The organism is Saccharibacillus sacchari DSM 19268 (genome assembly GCF_000585395.1).
Lineage (GTDB): Bacteria > Bacillota > Bacilli > Paenibacillales > Paenibacillaceae > Saccharibacillus > Saccharibacillus sacchari.
In genome coordinates this window covers 5,635,775-5,654,991 of sequence record NZ_KK073875.1, presented here as the reverse complement: position 1 = coordinate 5,654,991, position 19,217 = coordinate 5,635,775, and the positions used below count along the sequence as shown (strand labels likewise).

Here is a 19,217-nt window from a genome sequence, read left to right as displayed (position 1 = left end):
TAAGGCGGCGAATTTCCGAGTTGTCGGAGCTATTCGCCGCTTTTTGCGTGGAAAAGGAAGCTTCATGTCGTCTACATAAGGAAGTTAAACCAAAGTAAGAGGGGACCTCAACATGTATACCATTCTGATTGTCGAAGACGATCCCAAGATCGCAGAACTGCTTCGCTTGAATATTGAAAAATACGGCTACCCTGCTATAGTGGCGGAAGATTTTGAACGAATTACGGAGACGTTTCGCGAATCGGGAGCACAGCTTGTACTGCTTGACGTCAACCTGCCCAAGTACGACGGGTTTTACTGGTGTCGACAGATTCGGGCGGAGTCCGTGTGTCCGATCTTGTTTATCTCCGCGCGGGAAGGGCAGATGGATCAGGTGATGGCTTTGGAAAACGGAGCGGACGATTATATCACCAAGCCGTTTCATTACGAGATCGTTCTCGCGAAAATCCGCAGCCATCTGCGCCGGGCTTACGGCGAATACGCGGCCGGGCCGGAAGAGAAAAAGGTGGAGGCGGGCGGACTTCTTTTGTATCCCGAACGTCTGTCGCTGGTCTGCGGGGAGCGGTCGGCCGAGCTGAGCCAGAAGGAAACGCTGCTGATCGACGCGCTGATGCGCCGGGAAGGCCGGGTGGTCGGCCGCGACCGCCTGCTGGGGCTGATGTGGGAAGATCATCATTTCATCGACGACAACACGCTGAACGTCTACGTCGCCCGGATGCGCAAAAAGCTGAAAGAATTGGACGCGACGGCCAGCATCGAAGTGGTTCGGGGAGCCGGATATGTATTAAGCGTGCCTGACTCCGAAAAGAACGAAGCGGGCCGCGAGCCATGAAGCTTTTTTGGCGCGAGCATATTCCGCTCATCTCTTTTTTTATGCTGCAAGCGCTGCTCGTTTCGCTGCTTTATTGGCTCAGCGGGGAAAATCGGCCGATTTCCGTCATGCTGTACGGCCTTCTGCTGAGCACGGCGGCGCTGGCCGGTTACCTGGCTTATCGCTGTATTACGCTGCGGCGCATGTACCGGCGCCTCGCCGATCCTTCCGTGCCGCGCGGCGAACGGTTGGAGACGCTCGGCGAAGCGCCGCTGGCCGAGGCGGTCGCGGGGATGATCCGCGTCTACGACCGCGAATACGAGGAAGAGCTTGCGGCGCGCCGCAGCGCGATGGAGCGGCACGTGACGTTTATCGGACGCTGGGTGCATCAGATGAAGACGCCGCTGTCCGTGCTGCAATTGTCCGCGCAGGAGATCGAAGACGAAGATTTAGCGGACAGCGTCTGCGAGGAGTTGGATCGGCTGCGCCAGGGTCTGGAGACGGTGATCTACACCTCTCGCCTGGAACGGTTCGAACAGGATCTGGCCGTGGAACGGGTTGTTCTGGCCGTGCCTGTTCGCGAAGCGCTGGCCGAACAGCGCCGATTGTTCATCAAACGCCGCATCTCGCCCGTTATCGAGATCGACCAAGAAACCGAAGTCTACACTGACCGCAAATGGCTGCGGTTTATTTTGGGACAAATTTTGACCAATGCGGCGCATTATACCGAAGGCGTCGGCAAAAAGGTGCGGATTCGGGCTTACCGCCGGGGAGCGAATCAGGTCCTTGAGATCTCGGACGAAGGGATCGGCATCGTGCCGGAAGACCTCAACCGGGTATTCAATCCTTATTTTACCGGGCAGAGAGGACGGCAGTACAAAGAATCGACGGGAATGGGGCTTTATCTAGTGAGCGAAATTTGCCGGAATCTGGATCACGGCGTCGAGTTGGAATCGCAGCCGGGAACCGGAACGACGGTGCGGATCGTGTTCCGCGAAGCGGCTGCCGCTTTTTCCGAACATAACCTTAACGAAGATGTAAGGCGGCGTTAAGAAGAATCGATGGTTGTCCCCGCGCGCGTTCGCTTAGACTGGGAAGCAAAGGGAAAGGGGAGAAACGCATGAACATTTTGGAAGCACGGAACCTGAACAAAGTCTATTCCGGCAAAGTATCCACCCAAGCGCTGACGGATATCCATCTGACGATCGCGCAGGGCGAATTCGTCGGGATCATGGGACCTTCCGGCAGCGGGAAAACGACGCTGCTCAACATGGTTTCCACCATCGATACGCCGAGCTCCGGCACGGTCAAGATCAACGGACAGGACCCGTACGCGATGAAACGCAACGAGCTGGCGAAATTCCGGCGCCGCGAATTGGGTTTCGTTTTTCAGGACTTCAACCTGCTCGATACACTCACCGTAGCAGAAAACATCGTGCTGCCGCTGACGCTCGACAACATGAAACTGAAAGAAATGGACGAACGCTTGCACCGGATCGCGAACCGGCTCGGCATCGCGGAAATTCTGAACAGCCGCACTTACGAGATTTCGGGCGGGCAGCGGCAGCGTACGGCGATTGCGCGAGCGGTGATTACCAATCCGTCGATCTTGCTCGCGGACGAACCGACAGGCGCGCTGGATTCCAATGCTTCGAGGATCGTCATGGAATCGCTGGAAAGCCTGAACGGGCGCGAACGGACGACAGTCATGCTGGTTACTCACGACCCGCAGGCGGCGAGCTACTGCCACCGGATCGTGTTTATCAAGGACGGACGTCTGGCGGCCGAAATTCATCGCGGAGAAAGCCGGCAAGCCTTTTTCCAAAAAATTATCGATACGTTATCTTTCTGGGGAGGGAACGCGCATGAACTTTCCTCGATTCGCGTATAACAATGTAAAGCGCAATGCGCGGGCGTATTTCGCTTATTTCCTCAGCAGCGCGTTTATGGTGATGATCTTCTTCTCGTTCGCCGTGTTTATTTTTCATCCGCAGATTGTGTCCGGCGAGATCCATCGGATGGCGAAGGCGGGGATGCAGGCGGCGGAGTACGTTATTTTTATCTTCGCGTTTTTCTTTGTCTTGTATTCGATCAGCGTTTTTTTGAAGTCGCGGAACAAGGAATTCGGGCTGCTGTTGATGCTCGGCGCCAAGCCTTCGCAGCTGAATCGACTTGTTTTTCTGGAAAATATGATGATCGGCGCAGGGGCGATCGTCAGCGGGATCGGCACGGGCCTGCTGCTGTCCAAGCTGTTCCTGCTGCTGGCGTCGCAAATCGCCGGCAAGGAGACGCTGCCGTTCTATTGGCCGCTTAAAGCGATGCTGCTGACGGCGGGCGCGTTCGCGCTGCTGTTCCTCGCGATCTCGGTGCTGACGCTGCTGTTCGTGCGCAAGCATCGCGTATTGGAACTGATCAAAGGAAATGCCAAGCCGAAAAGCGAGCCGCAAGCATCGATCTGGCTCGTGCTGCTCGGCATCGCCCTGCTTGCTGCCGGATATTTCGCGCTGCGCACGGATGAAGTGAATCCCGCTTCGATTTTCGTCGCGGCCGGCACCGGTATCGCGGGAACCTACTTTTTCTATTCGCAGCTTTCGGTCGCATGCATGCGTATGCTCAAGCGCAGTCGCGCTTTCGTTTGGAAAGGAACCAATTTGCTGTGGATCTCGGAGCTGGCGTACAAAATCAAGGATAATGCCCGAATGCTGTTCCTCGTCACGGTAGTCACATCGGTGGCGTCGATGAGCGCCGGTTTCGCGGTGGCGCTCTCGCAGCAGGCGAAAGAGTCGTACGCGAACGACCCTTACGGGCTTAAAGTCAGTTATTACCGCGACGCGGAGCATAGGGAGGAAGAGGAACGAATCATCGCGGATACGCTGCGGAGCGCAGGCTTGGAGTACGAGATCACGGAAGTCGCGAAAGTGAATGCCGTACTGGAAAACGACCCGGACGAACGGAGCCTTTATGCCGTATCCGCCGACAATTACAGCCAAGTCGTATCCGACTGGCAGACGCCTGCTTACCCGAACGACTCGAAGTCGTCCGCTTTGCTGTTGATGCCGGACGGCTTCGTCTGGAAAAATGCTCCGGATAACGGAACACGGTGGAAATTCGAAGGCGTCGATACGCCGCTCGCAGTCGAAACGGCAGCGGGCGGACCGGTATTCAGCGAAGCCCAGTGGTTGCCCCTGCTGGTTGTGCCAGACGAAGCGTACCGGGAAATGGAAGCTGCTGAAAAAGCATTCAAAACGATCGAGGCGTATTATCGGATTCCCGCTTGGGACGCCGCCTCTTTCGATCCGAACGGCCAGGAAGCCCGGATCGGTGACGAACTCGTACGCCTGAGTCAAGGGCGGGAAGGCGGACAAAAGCCGTTCGAAAGCTTGGTTTCGAGCCGCGGCGCTTCTTATTTGAGCGGCTTGCAGTTCATGTCGGTATTCAGTTTTATCGGCGCTTTCGTCGCGTTGATGTTCTCGCTGTCGTCGGCCAGTTTCCTGTACTTCAAACTGCACGCCGAATTGTCGAGGGACGCGGACATGTACCGGTCTTTGTCCAAAACGGGGCTCAGCATCGGCGAGATGAAACGATCGGCCACGCTGCAAATCGCCATTCTCTTTTTCGTGCCGATCTTGGTATCCGCGATCCAGACTTTCGTGGTGTTGGACCCGATCTTGACGATGATCAGCGTACGCGGAATCATCAAGCCCGTGCTGATGACGTCTTCGGCTTTCCTGATCGCCCAAGCGGTATACTTCCTGCTGGTCAGAAGCCGATACTTGAGCCGGTTGAAACGGGTGATGGTGTAGCTTTTTTTGCGAACCGCCATACTTGCCTCCTGTTCACGTCCCGTTTGCGGGTACACAATAGAAGACAATAAACCCTGCCTGCCAAAAGGCGCCCGCGAACGGAGGAACAGAAAATGAAGAACAAGCAAGCGACGGGTCTGCGTCGAATTATGGCATTTCCGGTGACGGATTTGGCCGAAAAACTGCAAGGCTGGAACATGGTGTCGGTCCAGCTCGGATATGAGGATCGAGCGTATCTCCTGCTGATCGACGAAGTGCCGGAGCGCGATCGAGGCGCGTTCATGCAGACCGAATTGAAGCGGAGTCCGACGTATAAAGTGTTGATCGTCGATCTTCGTTTGCCCGCAGAAAAAGGGGATGGCGAAGCCCGCGTGCGGGAGATCCTGATCGAAGGCGAGACGTTCCATTACAGCTATGTTCAGCCGCTTGGCGAAGAGCTGCTGTTGGTCGGTGCCCGCTGCTATTATTACGGGCGGGACAATTATGATTTAAACGCCGCCGTGTTCAGTCACGAAGGCCGGCCGCAGCGGCGCTTTTTGCTGGGAGACGGCATTCAGGACGTGCAGACGACGCCGGGCGGTTTGATCTGGACGAGCTTTTTCGATGAGGGCGTATTCGGGAATTACGGTTGGGAACGGCCGGTCGGGGAAAGCGGCTTGATCGCCTGGGATCGCAACGGCATTCGCGTATTCACGAATAGCGAAGCGGATATTGCGGACTGCTATGCGCTGAACGTGGTATCGGACGAACAAGTCTGGGTTTATTATTATGCGGACTTCAAGCTGTGCGCTCTGTCCGGTCCGGCGGATCGCCCCAACGTATCGTTCCTCGATCCGAACCGATCCGGCTCGGCCTTGATCGTGACCGACGGTTACCGTTTCCTGATGGACAACGGCTACCACGAACACGACCGTTACACGCTGTTGCGTCAGGAGGAACCGGGGCGGTTGATTCCGGGAGAAGAGATCGTTTTCGTCAAAGAAAATGGCGAGCGAATTCAAACCGTAACCAACGACGCCCGAGGCGAAAGGTTGCTGTTGTTCGAAGAATGCAAGCTGTACGCCTTTTTGTTGAGCGAACTGGACGAGTAAGAAGTCGAAACGGCCTCATGCACAGCGTGATCCCGATTGCCGCATGCGTGCGCGATCGGGATTTTTTATGCTGTGCTTTTTCGCATCATCGCATGAATACCCCATTTGTGCAAAAAGATTGCCCCCGATGTGCATTGTGTCCCGCAAAAGTCACAGCTAGAATGAGGAACAGGCGAATGAGAATGAAACTCAATTGGGGGATATACGGAATGAGACAAAGAAAATCGACAAAGATCAAGACAAGCGTGTTAGCGTTGATTTTGGCTTTCGGAGCGGCTCTTGCGGGCTGCGGAGCCAACGCGAAAACGGAAACCGCAGCGGCGGACGATACGACGGCTGCGCAGACGGTGGTTACAGAAAAGGACACGCAAACAAACTCCGCCGAAGGCGATACACAAGCAGCGGAAGGCGACACTCGCGTGGTGAAAGGCGAATTCGGAGACGTGACCATTCCCGCTCATCCCAAGCGTCCGGCCGGCATTTATCTGGAAGACTATATGGTGGCGCTCGGCGTGGAACCCGTGGTGCAGTGGTATCATCCGAACTGGGGCATTCAGGATTATTTGAGCCTGGACGTGCCGCGGTTCGACATCAGCGGAAGTCCGGAAGCTTTGCTTGCGCAGCAGCCGGATCTGATCATGGTCGACGGCGGCGTCGATCAAGCCGCGTACGAGACGTATTCGAAAATCGCTCCCACCTACCGACTGCCGGAAAGCATGTTGCAGGATTCGAAACAGATACTGCTAGCCGTGGCGGACGCGCTGGGCATTCCCGAGAAAGGCGAAGAGGTGCTGGCGAAGTACGAACAGACCGTCACGGACGACAAAGCGAAGCTGAAAGAAAGCGTGGGCGACGAGACCGTTGCGGTGGTGCGGTTGAACGGCGGCGAGAAAACGATGGCGTTGTTCGGGATCAAAAATCGGTTTACCGGTTCGCTTTTCAGTGAACTGGGACTGACTCCGCATCCGTTAGTCGGCGATATGGAAGACTTCCAGCAGATTATTTCCGAAGAAGGATTGGCCGATCTTGACGCGGACCATATCTTCATTTTTCCGGCCAGCGGAGATTGGGATTCGGACGAGAACAAAGAAGCCGAGAAGATCCTGGACCGCCCGATCTGGCAATCGCTCAAAGCCGTGCAGGAGGGCCATGTCTACAAGGTGGAGCGCTCCTATTGGCAGTCCGGCGGCATCCAAGCCAATCTGATGAAGTTTGAAGACGTGATGAAGAATTTGGCTCCTTAATCGGATACGATGAGCAGGATTTTTGAAAAGGGGTAAAGTCAACGGACAAACAAGCCGCCGGGGTACTCTCGGTGGTTTGTTTTTTGTGTTGAACCTACAATAGTTAAGCAGCAAACGCAATTCCCTCCAACCGATTGCCGTATAGCCCGGAAAGGAGTATACTAGCGCCAGACTTGAGTGAGAACGATTATCATCAAAAGGTGGGCTGGCGAGTGGAGCGTGTGCCTTGTACATATATGTTAACGGACATTCGGTATGAAGAAATCGGTTTTGAAGAATCAGAGTTTGAATATAAGGGAAACGAAGCGGAACTGTGGGTCGTTATCCAGGGAAACGGAACGGTAGAGCTTGAGGGGCAGACTTGGTCGCTTCAGGCAGGTCGTTTGCTGGTGGGCCTTTTAAGCGGAAAAAAGCCGCAGCAATCCAATGTTTTCCGGCACGAGGATCGTCTCGACACTGAAACGGCTTGTTCGGAAAAGGGCGTAGGGCTGTCGTTTTACCGATTGCGCTTTTGTATGTTGGGTGCTGACGGAAGACCGGTACCGCCGGATACGGCATTGCCATTCAGCGGTGTATTGGATTTTTCGCCGTTTTCGTTTTGCGCGGAGCGGGCACGGCGCTTGCATGAAATTCGCGAGCATCCAGGAGCGGCAGAGGCGTTGGAACGGCAAATTGCGTTTCAGGAGCTGCTGTTGGCTGCTGTTCGTCGCCGACAAGAGCATTCTTGGGTCGCAGTCGAAAAAGGAGCCGGAACGAATCGCATATCCGCAATGACATCCGATCGAACGGACAGTCGCGAAGCCGTGAAGCGTTCCGTAGCACGGATGGAGACTGAATATCGCGAATCGCTGACCGTTGAAGCACTCGCTGCTTCGGCAGGCATCGGGCGTTGGGCCTACACGCAGTTGTTCAAAGACCTCACGGGCAAGCTTCCGCTCGATTATTTGAACGAGATTCGGATCAGGCAAGCCAAACATTTTCTGTCGGCGACCGAAGATCGGTTGAGCGAGATCGCTCAGCGAATCGGCTTTAGCAGCGAGTATTATTTCAGTCGGCGCTTTAAGCAGCTCTCCGGTTTATCGCCGGGGCGTTATCGGCGCTTGCAGCGTCAGGAAGTGCGCGTGTTCGCGCCGTATCTCGAAGATGCCTTGCTCGCGCTGGGCATTATGCCGATTGCGCAGTATAGCCACCGTGCCTGGGGCGTGCAGGAATATCTGCCGCTCGGCGGAGTGCCGGCATTCGATGTCGCGAACGGCACGCGCGAAGACCTCTCGCGCCTGAAGCCCGAACTGCTGTTGTTCGACGACGGCTTCGAGCGTTGGAGCCTGGATCGTCTATCCGGCGTCGCCCCGCGTTTTCTGTTGGAACAACCGGGTGAAGCATGGTCGGACAAGCTGCGAGGAACGGCTGCCCTGTTCGGCCGCGAAGCTGCGGCCGAACAAGCTTTAAGTCGGTACGAAGAGGAGACGGCAGAAGCAAAATCGCGCTTGGCAGCTGTCCCGGGAGGGGCGGCTTCCCGAGGCACCGTCGCTTGTCTGCGCATTACCGCCCGGTCGATTATACTTTATGCGGAGCAGTCCGGTTATACGGGTCCCTTATTGTATAGAGCGTTGGGATTGAAGTCGCCGGAAATGGTTCGGCGCTTGCCGCAGGGTCAACGCAATCGGTTGTTGAATCCGGAAGAGCTGGCGTTGCTCGGAGCCGATCATCTCTTCATCGTGTTCGACAAGTCGGAGAACCGCCAAGCGGGTGACGAACGTCAACTGTTGAATCATCCATGCTGGAAACGGTTGCCTGCCGTACAAGCAGGTCGCGTGCATGAGATGGACTTTTTTGCTTGGATGAATTACGGGGTGCTTGCGCATAGCAGGAAAATTCGGGATGTGATGAGTTTATGGCATTGATCGGGTTGTGTGCACGGTTAAGGCTGCGTAAGCAGAATTTTTAAGGATAAGTCGTCTGTTTCCGTACTGTTACGCTGTTTTCGTACCTCTGCAAAAAAAGTCAATGCCCGGAAATTCGTGCTTTTCATGACGGAAATCCGGGCTTTTTTCATGTTTGCATTTCCCTGAAGCCTTATGCTTCCACGCCTTGCTGCCTACCGACTTCCCCGCGCAAAAAGCGTCGATTGCCGGAAATCCGGCGCTTGCGTATGCTGTCGGTAACCGCTTCGAAAGCTCCAAATCGCAGGGCGGAAAACCAGACGACGGAGGTGGAAAGGACATGGCATCCCGAACCGAAGCAGCCGGCGGAAGCAAAATTGAAACCGCATACAAAGAAAGTCCGGCCGCAAAACGCAGACGAAGCGTATGGAACGGTATCAAGCGAGACCGCTACCTGTATTTGCTGGCGCTGCCGGGCATCGTCTTTTTCCTGTTATTCAAGTACGTGCCGATGTGGGGAATTCTGATCTCGTTCCAAAATTATTCGCCGTATCAAGGCATGTGGGCCAGTCAGTGGGTAGGCTTCGAGCATTACATACGTTTCTTTTCGAATCCTGATTTCCTCATTCTGTTCCGCAACACGATGGCAATCAATCTATTGTCGCTGATTTTCTTTTTCCCGCTGCCGATTCTGCTCTCGGTCATGATGAACGAGCTGCGCGGCACCAAATTAAAAAAGACGATTCAATCGATCGTGTATCTGCCGCACTTCCTGTCGTGGGTCATCATCGTCGGCATCACGTTCCTGCTGCTGTCGACGGGCGAAGGGATCATCAATCAACTGCTGGCCGCCGCCGGATTCGGCAAGATTGATTTTCTCACCAATCCGAATTACTTTTGGGGGCTGCTGACCGTACAGTCGATCTGGAAAGACGCCGGTTGGGGCACGGTGCTGTTCTTGGCGGCGATGGCGAGCATCGATCCGCAGCTCAACGAAGCCGCCAAGATCGACGGAGCCGGACGATTCCGCCAGATCTGGCATATCACGCTGCCGGGCATCCGTTCGGTCATCATCATTCTGCTGATCCTGCGGATCGGTCATATTATGGACGTCGGCTTCGAGCAGGTGTTTTTGATGATGAACGGCGCGGTCTCCGACGTCGCCGACGTGTTCGACACGTACGTGTACCGGCTCGGCATCAAGCAAGGCCAACTCAGTTTCAGTACGGCGGTCGGGGTATTCAAGTCGATCGTGGGTCTGATTCTCGTCATCGGAGCGAATAAACTGGCGAAAAAGTTCGGCGAGGACGGCGTGTATTGAGCATTTGCCGGGCATGAAGCGAAAGGAGGAGAGAAAGAATGGTCGAACATAAAGGGGATCGGACGTTCAACGTGGTTAATATGCTGCTGTTGACCGTGATCGGATTGGTGACGCTATTCCCGATGTATTACGTGTTGGTCGTCTCGTTTACCGATCCGTCGGAGTTTATCCGTAACAAAGCCACTCTTTTTCCGCAAAAATGGAGCCTGGACTCCTATAAATACTTACTGTCGACCGACGCGTTTATCCGGGCGATCGGCAACAGCGCGTTTCTGGCGACGGTCGGCACGGCGCTCAGCCTGCTGGTCACGTCCTGCTTGTCTTACGCGCTGTCGCGAAGACGCTTGCAAGGACGACGGTTTATCCTGCTGCTGATTTTGCTGACGACGCTGTTCAATCCGGGCATCATCCCGCCGTACCTGCTGATTCGCGACCTGCATTTGATCAACAGCATCTGGTCGCTCATTTTGCCGGTGCTGACGAGCGGATGGTACGTGCTGCTGATGAAAGGCTTTTTCGACAGTATCCCGCCGAGTCTCGAGGAAGCGGCGCGGATCGACGGCTCCAACGATATCGGCGTCTGGTGGCGCATCATTCTGCCGCTGTCGCTGCCGTCTCTCGCCGCGTTCGGATTGTTTTACGCGGTCGCGTATTGGAATACCTTTTTCACGGCGCTGCTGTATATCAACGATTTTAACAAACAACCGCTTCAGGTCCTGCTGCAAAACATGCTGATCGACTCGTCCACCGCTTCGGGAGGAACCGCCGCCGCCGAGATGACCGCCGAGCAGCAGATTCCTTCGGAAACGCTCAAAATGGCGGCGGTCGTCATCGCGACAGTGCCGATCCTGATGGTTTATCCGTTTTTGCAAAAACACTTCGCCAAAGGCGCCATGGTCGGTTCGGTCAAGGAATAACGAAATTCGCACTCGACAATCATCATGAATATAAAGGGGAGATTGAAGCATGAGCCAAAAAGGAACGGGAATGAAGGCGATTCTTGCAGCCGTTACAACGTTATCGCTATTGACAGCGGCTTGCGGCAATAGCAATTCCGCGTCGGGCGTGCCGGAAGACGGAAGTCCGCTGCCGGTCAGCATTATGTCGATGTATTTTACGCCCGAACCGCCCGGCCCGGACAATGTCGTGGTGCAGGAGTTCGAAAAGCGCACCAACACCGATCTGAATATCACCTGGGTATCGCCGAACAGTTACGGAGACAAGGTGAACGTGACGTTGGCTTCAGGCGATATGCCGGACCTGATGCTGGTCGACGACGCGTTCTCGGCGCAGCTTCGCACGATGGTGCAGCAGGGCGCTTTCTGGGATCTGACCCCTTATCTCGACGATTATCCGAATCTCAAAAAATTCCCCGAAGAATCCTGGATCAACACGAAGCAGGCTGACGGCAAAAACTACGGCATCCCGCGCGTGCGTCCGGTCGACGGCGGATCGTTCCTGTTCCTGCGCAAAGACTGGCTGGACAATCTGGGTATGGACGTGCCGCAGACAACCGATGAACTGTACGAGACGCTGCGCGCGTTTACGCAAGACGACCCGGACGGCAACGGTCAGGACGATACAATCGGCTTCACGGGGCTGGTTACGCAAAGCAATATGGGCACCTACTCCGGCATCGTCAGCGCGTTTACCCAAAATAACGGAGATTGGAAAGACGTGGACGGCAAACTGGTCAATGTCAATCTGATGCCGGAAATGCGCGAAGCGCTGGAGTGGCTGAGCAACGCGTACGCGGACGGCCTGATCTCCGAAGATTTAGCCGTGCTCAAAGAAAGCCAGACCAAAGACCAATTGAACGCGGGCCGCGCGGGCGCTTCGCAAAATACGGTGGAAGCGGCTTGGGAACCGACGGAAGCCCAGCGCAAAAGCAACCCGGACGCCGACTTCCTGCCTCTTGTATCCATGAACGGCTACGTGAACAAAGACGGCGGATTTTTCGGGATGTTCCTGATTCCGAAAAGCGTGCCGGAAGACAAGATGAAGAAGCTGCTTGAGCTGATGGACTACGGCGCGTCGGAAGAAGGCGGGACGCTGGCGAGCTACGGCCTGGAAGGCGTGCATTACGACGAGGAAAACGGGATCAAAACAGTGACCGAACAAGCCAAAGCGGATATCGTCGCTTCGCAGGCGCTCGGACAGGTCTTTATCCAATACGACCCTTATCTTCGCGCTTACCGCAGCGGCATGCCGCAGGACGTTTTCGAGCGCAACAAGCAGATTATCGACGAACGCGCGAAGATCAGCATGCCGGACAAAGCGATCGGGCTGTATTCGGAAACGAACGTATCGGCCGGACCGGAGCTCGGCAAAGATATTCAGGATATCAAAACCAAGATCGTGCTCGGCAAGCTGCCTTTATCGGCGTGGGATGATTTTGTCGAGAAACTGAAGACCAATACGGATCTGCAAAAGATTACGGAGGAGTTGAACGAAGCTTACGCGCAACGTCAAGCGGCTTCGTAAAGAAAGCGGAGGCCGCGAAAAACGCGATGCGCGACTGGTCCGGATTTGGGGATCTTGCGACGGTCATAGCCATAATTGAACGAAAACGGCCTTTCATGCCTGCAATGCTTCCGGAACGGTCATGCGCCGATTTCGGAAGCTGTTGCGGTTTGAAGACGCTTTCCCTTAAAATGGGAGACGATGACAGAGAGGAAAATCGGAAAAGGGGCGAAGACGATGGCAAGCATCCGGGAATGGGCAAAAAAGCTGCCGGGCGGACGGAGCCGGGAAAGGCGAGGTCGCTTTTATCGCTATAGCCTGATTTTGGCGCTCTGTATGGCGAGCATTCCGACGGCGGTGATTGCCCTGTCTTCGTATGCGCTCGGCACGGCACATGTCGAACGCCAAGTGATGAACAGCCATCGGACCCTTGTTGAGCGCTCGTCGGCCCGGCTGGATGACCTGTTCACGCAGCTGGAGTTGTCGGCCAGCCAGTGGTCGCTCGATCCGAGGTTGGATGCCGATTTGAAGCGGGCGAATTTGACGTTGGACTATAACCGCACGAACGAGTTATACAGTTTTCTCGGCCTGATGAAAGCTACATATCCTCGTTTGGAAGAAGCCCGTCTGCTGCTCAACCGCAGCGAGCCGTTGTTGTTATCGGAGTGGGGCGGCGTGCAGACGATTCCTTTCGGAGAAGAAAGTAAGCGATTTCAAAATCTAGTAGAAGAAAAACGGGATATCTATTGGACGGAAGACTTCCATTGGAACGCGTCGGATGCCGGTTCGATCGTGCTCGTGCGCAAGCTTCCGGGCTACGGACCGTCTTACGGCGCGCTGCTGCTCAGCTTGAATCGAACGAAGCTGGAAGCGTTTGTGCGTGAAGCCGCGTTTGACGAGAAAGGTTCTTCGTATCTGTATGCCGAAAACGGCCAGCCGATTATCCGCGTATCAGAGGGGATGCCGGAGGATCAAATGTTCGAGCAGACGCTGCGCGGGCAGTTGGACGAGCGGATTGAGGCCGGGGCCAGCGAAAGCGATTCATACCTGTTCAAATGGCAAGGGCAGACGTATTCGGCTTCGTACAGCACGCTGGAGCGCGCCGGAACGGTCTGGACGTATGCGACCGTCTCGCCGCTGGAAGCTTTGACCCGTCCGGTCGTAGTGTTGTCGCGTTCGCTGCTCGGCGTCAGTCTGGCGGGCATGGGACTTGCGTTGGTGCTGGCCTGGTTCACTTCGCGCCGCTTGCATCGCCCGATCCGGCAGCTGGCGGAAGCGTTGGGCGAGACGGACGGTCATGGACAGCCCGTACAGCCGGAAGTTGCAAGTCATGGAAAAAGGAAATCACGACAAACGGCTATCGCGGACGGATCGTCGCCTTACCGTTCACCGAACGAACGCGCTTACGACGAGCTGCGCTCGATCGAAGACAGTTGGAAAGGATTAGCCGACGCCAAACGCGAAGCCGAGCGAAGATTGGAGCAGACCTATCCCGAGCTTCGGGCCGGATTTTTGCTGCAATGGATGCAAGGTCATTACGGGTTGCTTGGCGAAAAGGACTTGTTATCTCGGTTGGAGCGTTTCGGTTGGCGGATCGAACGAAGCGAGCGGTTAGCCGTATTTTTGCTCCGCGTCGGCGTGCTGTCGCCGCCGGAATCGCAATTTCGCGAAGAAGACGAGCTGCTGATGACGTTCGCTGCGGCAAACGTGGCGCGCGAGTTTATCGAGGAACGTTGCGAGCGGGCGGAGATCGTCAATTTCCATGACGGCAGCGTGGCGGTATTGGTTCCTGTTGCGGCGGAGGGTTCGGCAGTCTCTGCAACAGCTGTCGGTTACCCGGCGAATGCGCAAGAGCCGCAGGAACCCGGAAGCGTGAAAGAAATTTCGGATATGAAAAAAACGGCGCAGGAAATGGCCGACACGCTGCGAAACGTGCTGCGACTGCGGACGGTTTTATGTGCCGGCGAAGCGCAAAGCATTCTGGATGTGCCGGAACTGCTGCAAGCTTTGCGAAGCGCGCTGCGCGGCATACCGGCGACCGAATCTTGCCGGGTGCTGCATTTGGATGAACTGCTGCCCGGCGCGGTCGGCGGGACCGCTTACCCGTTCGCTTTGGAAAAAGAACTGCTGCAAGAAGTGCGGCTGGGCCGAACCGACGAAGCGGGCAGACAAATCCGCGAGTTCGTCGCGAGACTGTCGGAGCGCAGCTCTTCCGAGTCGGAACTGCACGAAGGCGCGCTCCAGCTGCTCGGCAGCCTGCTGCATGCGATGTTGGAAAACGGCGTCCGACTGGAAGCGGCCGGCCTGTACGAACGGCTGCTTGAACTGCGCAGGCCGGAAGCCGTCGCGGATTTCCTGCGCTCGCGGGTGCTGGAGCCTTACGGCAGGGAACTTGAAGAACGTCAAGGCATCGAAGCCGATCGCTTGGCGGAAAAGGTACGGGACGAACTGGAGCGCAACTATAAGGCAGATTTTTCGCTGGAGCACTGCGCGGAACGCTTCGGCGTCAGCCCGTATACGCTCAGCCGCTCGTTCAAGCAGACGTACGGCCAGACTTTCGTCGATTACGTCATGAACCTGCGTTTGGAACGCGCTCGCGAGCTGCTGCGCACCACCGATCTAAAGGTCAACGAGATCGCCGAAGCGGTCGGTTACCAGCCTTCGTATTTTATCCGGTTGTTCCGCAAACAGGAAGGAATGACGCCGGGACAGTATCGTTCGGAGAAAAGCGGCTAATGACCTTGGATGCGAGGCAATGGCCGTGGCGGAGATCGGGGACGCAAAGCAACGCCCCAAACGTATCTAACGGAACGCATGTCCTTTAAAAGCGCTTTTCCATGCTACTTGAAATTCTAACGGAACACAGAGACGCTTAACCGCCAAAACTTCCTTGATTGGATGCGAAAAAGAACAGGATTTCTTTCTAAGCTTCGCCTCGTTCCGTTAAAAAGCGAAAAGGCCGAATTAGGGCTTTTAAGCGTCATCTCGTTCCGTTAGAAAATGAAATGGCGGGGATTTGGTTTTTGGGCCTTGCCTACCCTCATGAAAGTACGGAACAGGGAGAGTCGGCACTTTCATTTGAGGTTGCTTCGCGATCAAATAGCATTTTGAACGGTCGGCCGATTACATGTAGCTCAAAAAAACATCCGTTTCCTAAAAGGTTCACTCTACGCGGCCTTCGTGGAAATGGATGTTTTTTATGAATTCAGTTCGTGATTGACGGTTCAACCCCAAAGGGCACGAAGTTTTCGGCTAAGATCGAACTTCCCGGCCGTTATCCGAAAACTTCACCGATATCTCGATATCCCGGTCATAGTTGCCGAAGCCTCGGCCGAACAAGCTGACGCCGCCGGGATTGGCGGCATCCGATCGGCTTTCGATGCGCAGCGAAATATCGCGGCTTGTCGAGGCTGAGGTTTTTCTGACCTGCTGTTTCCCCGTACTGCCCGGCGCCGAAATTCCGAGATCGGCCGCGGTAACGTCTGACAGTTTGAGACCATCCATAAAAGTTCCGTCTTCGCGAACGGACAGCGTCTTCAGCAGACCATACTGACTGCTCTGCTCATCCCACCATTCCGGCGTATACAGCCCGTGCGTGCCGCCGAAGTTCCCTGGGCAAACCCAGGTTCCGACATGTACACCGCCCAGGTAGAAAGAGATATCCGACGGCCAATTCGCGTTATAGCCGGGAGCCTCCGAGCCGAGTTCCAACGTGACGGCTAGTTCGCGTACGCTTTGCGTGCCGACCAGATAATTCGGTATTCGGTACTCCACGTAGCCGGACCCGAACCAAAGATGCCGCGCTCCGACATGCTGCGGATCGGCAAAGTAGCGGGGATCGTCCATCATGCCGATCAGGCGCTTTTCCGAAGCCAAGCCGCAGGTCGGCTGCACTTCGTGATCCGCGTACTGGCCGACCGGAATCGAGACGACGTAGGCGCTGCGCTGCTCTTCCGAAGGTCGGGAACGGAAGTTCAGGACCAGACTGTCCACCGCCAGGCTGCATAGCTTACGGCGTCCGCGCGTGCCGGTGACGCTTTCGGACGTGAGCAGTCCCGCGCTTTCCATTTTCTGAACGTGCTTGGTGACGATCGCGGACGACAGTTCCAGCACTTCGGCCAGCTCGCCGACGCTCATGGGACGTTCGCCAAGCAGCTCGATCATGCGCACGCGGGTTTCGGATGCGAAGCATTCGAGGAGAGGCATATTGGTGAGGGTGACGGGAATATTCATCGTTTTCTCCTTTTCAATGGGAAAGTCTTGTTTGCGAAAGCGTGGCGGCTCCGGGGAGTTCTTGTTTCGGTCGCGTGTTGAAAACGGAAAATTTCGATTGAATACTTGTAGGATTATTTTCCGTTTTCAAAGGCGAACATTCCATTCCTACACAAGAATTCCCCTCCGCCTTAGGCTTGCGCGAACAACCTTCCTTTTCAAAATCGAAAAGCTCGATAGAAGAAAGGGAAGGGAAAAGCAAAACCAGATATAAAAAGATTATATAACTTAAAAGTTAACTTATCAACTTTTAGTTGACTTGAATGATCGGATCAAGCATACTGTTTCCGAAGGATGTAAGCGTTATTTTTATAACTCAAAAGTTAATGAAAAGGGAGCGATAAAAATGAGCACGAAGCAGGAGATGCATAGAGCGGAGCATCCGAGGCCGCAGTTTGTGCGGGAAGCTTGGGCGAATTTGAATGGGGAGTGGGAGTTCGCGTTTGACGACGACCATGTCGGAGCAGGGTTGGAGTGGTCGCGAGGGGAGACATCGTTTGGACAGAAGATTCAGGTGCCGTTTGCTTTTCAAAGTCGACTGAGCGGGATCGGGGATTCTGATTTTCATGATAATGTTTGGTATCGCCGGGAGTTTGAGGTGCCGGAGAACTTTGCGGGGAAGAATGTGCTGCTGCATTTCGGGGCGGTGGATTATGAAGCGAAGGTTTGGGTGAACGGAGTATTCGTGGCACGGCACGAAGGCGGGCATACGCCGTTTAAAGCAGATATCACGCACGCCTTGAACAAGGACGGCACGCCGAATACGCTCGTGGTTCAGGCATTGGACGAGAGTTTGAATTTGGAACTTCCGCGCGGCAAGCAGTTTTGGAAAAAGGATTCGGCGAGCATTTTCTACACGCGTACCACGGGAATTTGGCAGACGGTGTGGATGGAGGCGGTAGCGCCGATTTATTTGGAAAAGGTCAAAATCACGCCGGACATGGATCGGGGGCGCGTGGAAATCGTGCCTTATATCGCGAATTTCGCGCCGGGTAAAGCTTTGCGGTTGAGTGTTTTGATTTCTTTTAAAGGGAAGCCCGTGACGGAGCAAACGTACACGATATCCAGCCGAACGGTGCGTCACGCGATCGGGCTGCACCCGTTCAATGCTCAGGAACGCGAGACCTGGTGGTCTCCGGAGAATCCAAGCTTGTACGATATTTCGTTTATCCTGACCGAAGACGGCAAGGAGACGGATCGCGCGAACAGCTACTTCGGGATGCGCAAAATTTCCGTCGAAGGCGGTAAGCTTTGCCTGAATAATATGCCGTACAAAATGAAGCTGGTGCTCGATCAAGGCTATTTCCCGGACGGGAATCTGACGCCTCCGAGCGATGACGCGATTCGGCGGGACGTGGAATTGACGAAAGAAATGGGCTTTAACGGAGCGCGCAAACACCAAAAGCTTGAAGATCCGCGTTATTTGTACTGGTGCGACGTGCTGGGGTTGCTGGTGTGGAGCGAAGCGGCTAACGCATACGCGTATTCGGACGAATACGTGGAGCGCTTCACCCGGGAGTGGATACAGTCGGTCGACCGCGATTACAACCATCCGTCGATCGTCGTCTGGGTGCCGCTCAACGAAAGTTGGGGCGTGCCGGATCTGGCTAGGGACAAGGTTCAGCAGCATCATTCCGAAGCCCTCGTGTATCTGACCAAATCGCTCGACCCGACGCGTCCCGTGATCTCGAACGACGGCTGGGAGCATACGACGAGCGACCTGATCACGATTCACGATTACGAGTGGCAGCGCGAAGTGCTCGAAGAACGCTATGACGACGCGGAAAAAGCACTGAGTCTGATCCCCGGCGGCCATCCGATCATCGCTTACGGCTATGCGTATCGCGGCGAGCCGATCCTGGTCACGGAATTCGGCGGCATTGCCTACAAAAAAAGCGACTGGGAAGGTTGGGGCTACTCCGGGGCCTCCAGCGATGACGATTTCGAGCAGCGGCTGCGCAACGTGATCGATCCGCTGCTCAAGTCGGAGTTGGTGCAGGGGTATTGCTATACGCAGCTCACCGATGTCGAACAAGAAATCAACGGGCTGCTGACCTACGATCGGGTTCCGAAGATTCCGCTTGAGATCATCCGCAAGATCAACGAAGGACGCGGTTAGAAAGTTTTCGACTGTCAATAAACAAACCAAGATAGCAGCAAAGCGCGCAGTTCCGCCTTTTTCGAAGTCTATTCGATGCAAGGCGGAATTTTTTTGGAGTTTTCCGGACTGAATGGTCAAAATATATTTGACTAATCAGTCCGGAAAAGGTTATAGTTATCGCGTCACCCGACGACAAACGAAAAACTACCGAACATCAAACTGCAAAAA

The 19,217-nt window shown here is 55.2% G+C and carries 13 protein-coding genes; 12 read left to right on the top strand and 1 reads right to left on the bottom strand.

Annotated elements, in window-relative coordinates; translation table 11 throughout:
* Positions 1-112: 112 nt before the first annotated feature.
* The 11 genes from SACSAC_RS24585 to SACSAC_RS24535 all read left to right on the top strand — a co-directional run bounded on the left by SACSAC_RS24585 (position 113) and on the right by SACSAC_RS24535 (position 15,352).
* Entirely contained in the window at positions 113-832 is a 720-nt protein-coding gene (locus SACSAC_RS24585; RefSeq protein WP_037291074.1) for a response regulator transcription factor, read from the top strand.
* Positions 829-1,863 carry a sensor histidine kinase gene (locus SACSAC_RS24580; RefSeq protein WP_037291073.1) on the top strand — a complete coding sequence of 345 codons (1,035 nt, stop codon included), beginning with the start codon at positions 829-831 and terminating at the stop codon, positions 1,861-1,863. The genes SACSAC_RS24585 and SACSAC_RS24580 overlap by 4 nt, the downstream gene beginning before the upstream one ends.
* A 68-nt stretch (positions 1,864-1,931) precedes the next feature.
* A complete protein-coding gene (locus SACSAC_RS24575; protein ID WP_037291072.1) occupies positions 1,932-2,702 on the top strand; it encodes an ABC transporter ATP-binding protein in 771 nt (256 codons plus the stop codon).
* Complete coding sequence (locus tag SACSAC_RS24570; RefSeq protein ID WP_037291071.1) at positions 2,677-4,614, top strand: FtsX-like permease family protein; 1,938 nt, start codon at positions 2,677-2,679, stop codon at positions 4,612-4,614. Before SACSAC_RS24575 ends, SACSAC_RS24570 begins: the two co-directional genes overlap by 26 nt.
* A gap of 113 nt (positions 4,615-4,727) precedes the next feature.
* The gene (locus tag SACSAC_RS24565) at positions 4,728-5,705 is read left to right on the top strand and encodes a hypothetical protein (protein WP_051507391.1); all 978 of its coding nucleotides are present in this window, start codon (positions 4,728-4,730) and stop codon (positions 5,703-5,705) included.
* A gap of 209 nt (positions 5,706-5,914) precedes the next feature.
* Entirely contained in the window at positions 5,915-6,949 is a 1,035-nt protein-coding gene (locus tag SACSAC_RS24560) for an ABC transporter substrate-binding protein (protein WP_084778598.1), read from the top strand.
* Positions 6,950-7,161: 212 nt separating this feature from the next.
* Positions 7,162-8,853, top strand: coding sequence for an AraC family transcriptional regulator (locus tag SACSAC_RS24555; RefSeq protein WP_156951092.1), 1,692 nt, complete (start codon positions 7,162-7,164; stop codon positions 8,851-8,853).
* A 319-nt stretch (positions 8,854-9,172) separates the two neighbouring features.
* Entirely contained in the window at positions 9,173-10,153 is a 981-nt protein-coding gene (locus tag SACSAC_RS24550; RefSeq protein WP_084778594.1) for an ABC transporter permease, read from the top strand.
* 38 nt (positions 10,154-10,191) lie between these two features.
* Positions 10,192-11,070 carry a carbohydrate ABC transporter permease gene (locus tag SACSAC_RS24545; RefSeq protein ID WP_037291070.1) on the top strand — a complete coding sequence of 293 codons (879 nt, stop codon included), beginning with the start codon at positions 10,192-10,194 and terminating at the stop codon, positions 11,068-11,070.
* Between the two features lie 49 nt (positions 11,071-11,119).
* On the top strand, positions 11,120-12,637 hold the full coding sequence (locus tag SACSAC_RS24540) for an extracellular solute-binding protein (protein ID WP_037291068.1): 1,518 nt from the start codon (positions 11,120-11,122) through the stop codon (positions 12,635-12,637).
* A 216-nt stretch (positions 12,638-12,853) separates the two neighbouring features.
* A complete protein-coding gene (locus SACSAC_RS24535; RefSeq protein ID WP_037291066.1) occupies positions 12,854-15,352 on the top strand; it encodes an AraC family transcriptional regulator in 2,499 nt (832 codons plus the stop codon).
* A gap of 516 nt (positions 15,353-15,868) precedes the next feature.
* On the opposite strand, the gene SACSAC_RS24530 is transcribed toward SACSAC_RS24535, so the two are convergent.
* The gene (locus SACSAC_RS24530; protein ID WP_037291065.1) at positions 15,869-16,849 is read right to left on the bottom strand and encodes an ArsR/SmtB family transcription factor; all 981 of its coding nucleotides are present in this window, start codon (positions 16,847-16,849) and stop codon (positions 15,869-15,871) included.
* A gap of 385 nt (positions 16,850-17,234) precedes the next feature.
* On the opposite strand from SACSAC_RS24530, the gene SACSAC_RS24525 reads away from it, so the two are divergent.
* Positions 17,235-19,007: a glycoside hydrolase family 2 protein gene (locus SACSAC_RS24525; protein ID WP_037291064.1), complete on the top strand. Its 1,773-nt coding sequence runs from the start codon at positions 17,235-17,237 to the stop codon at positions 19,005-19,007.
* Positions 19,008-19,217: the final 210 nt, after the last annotated feature.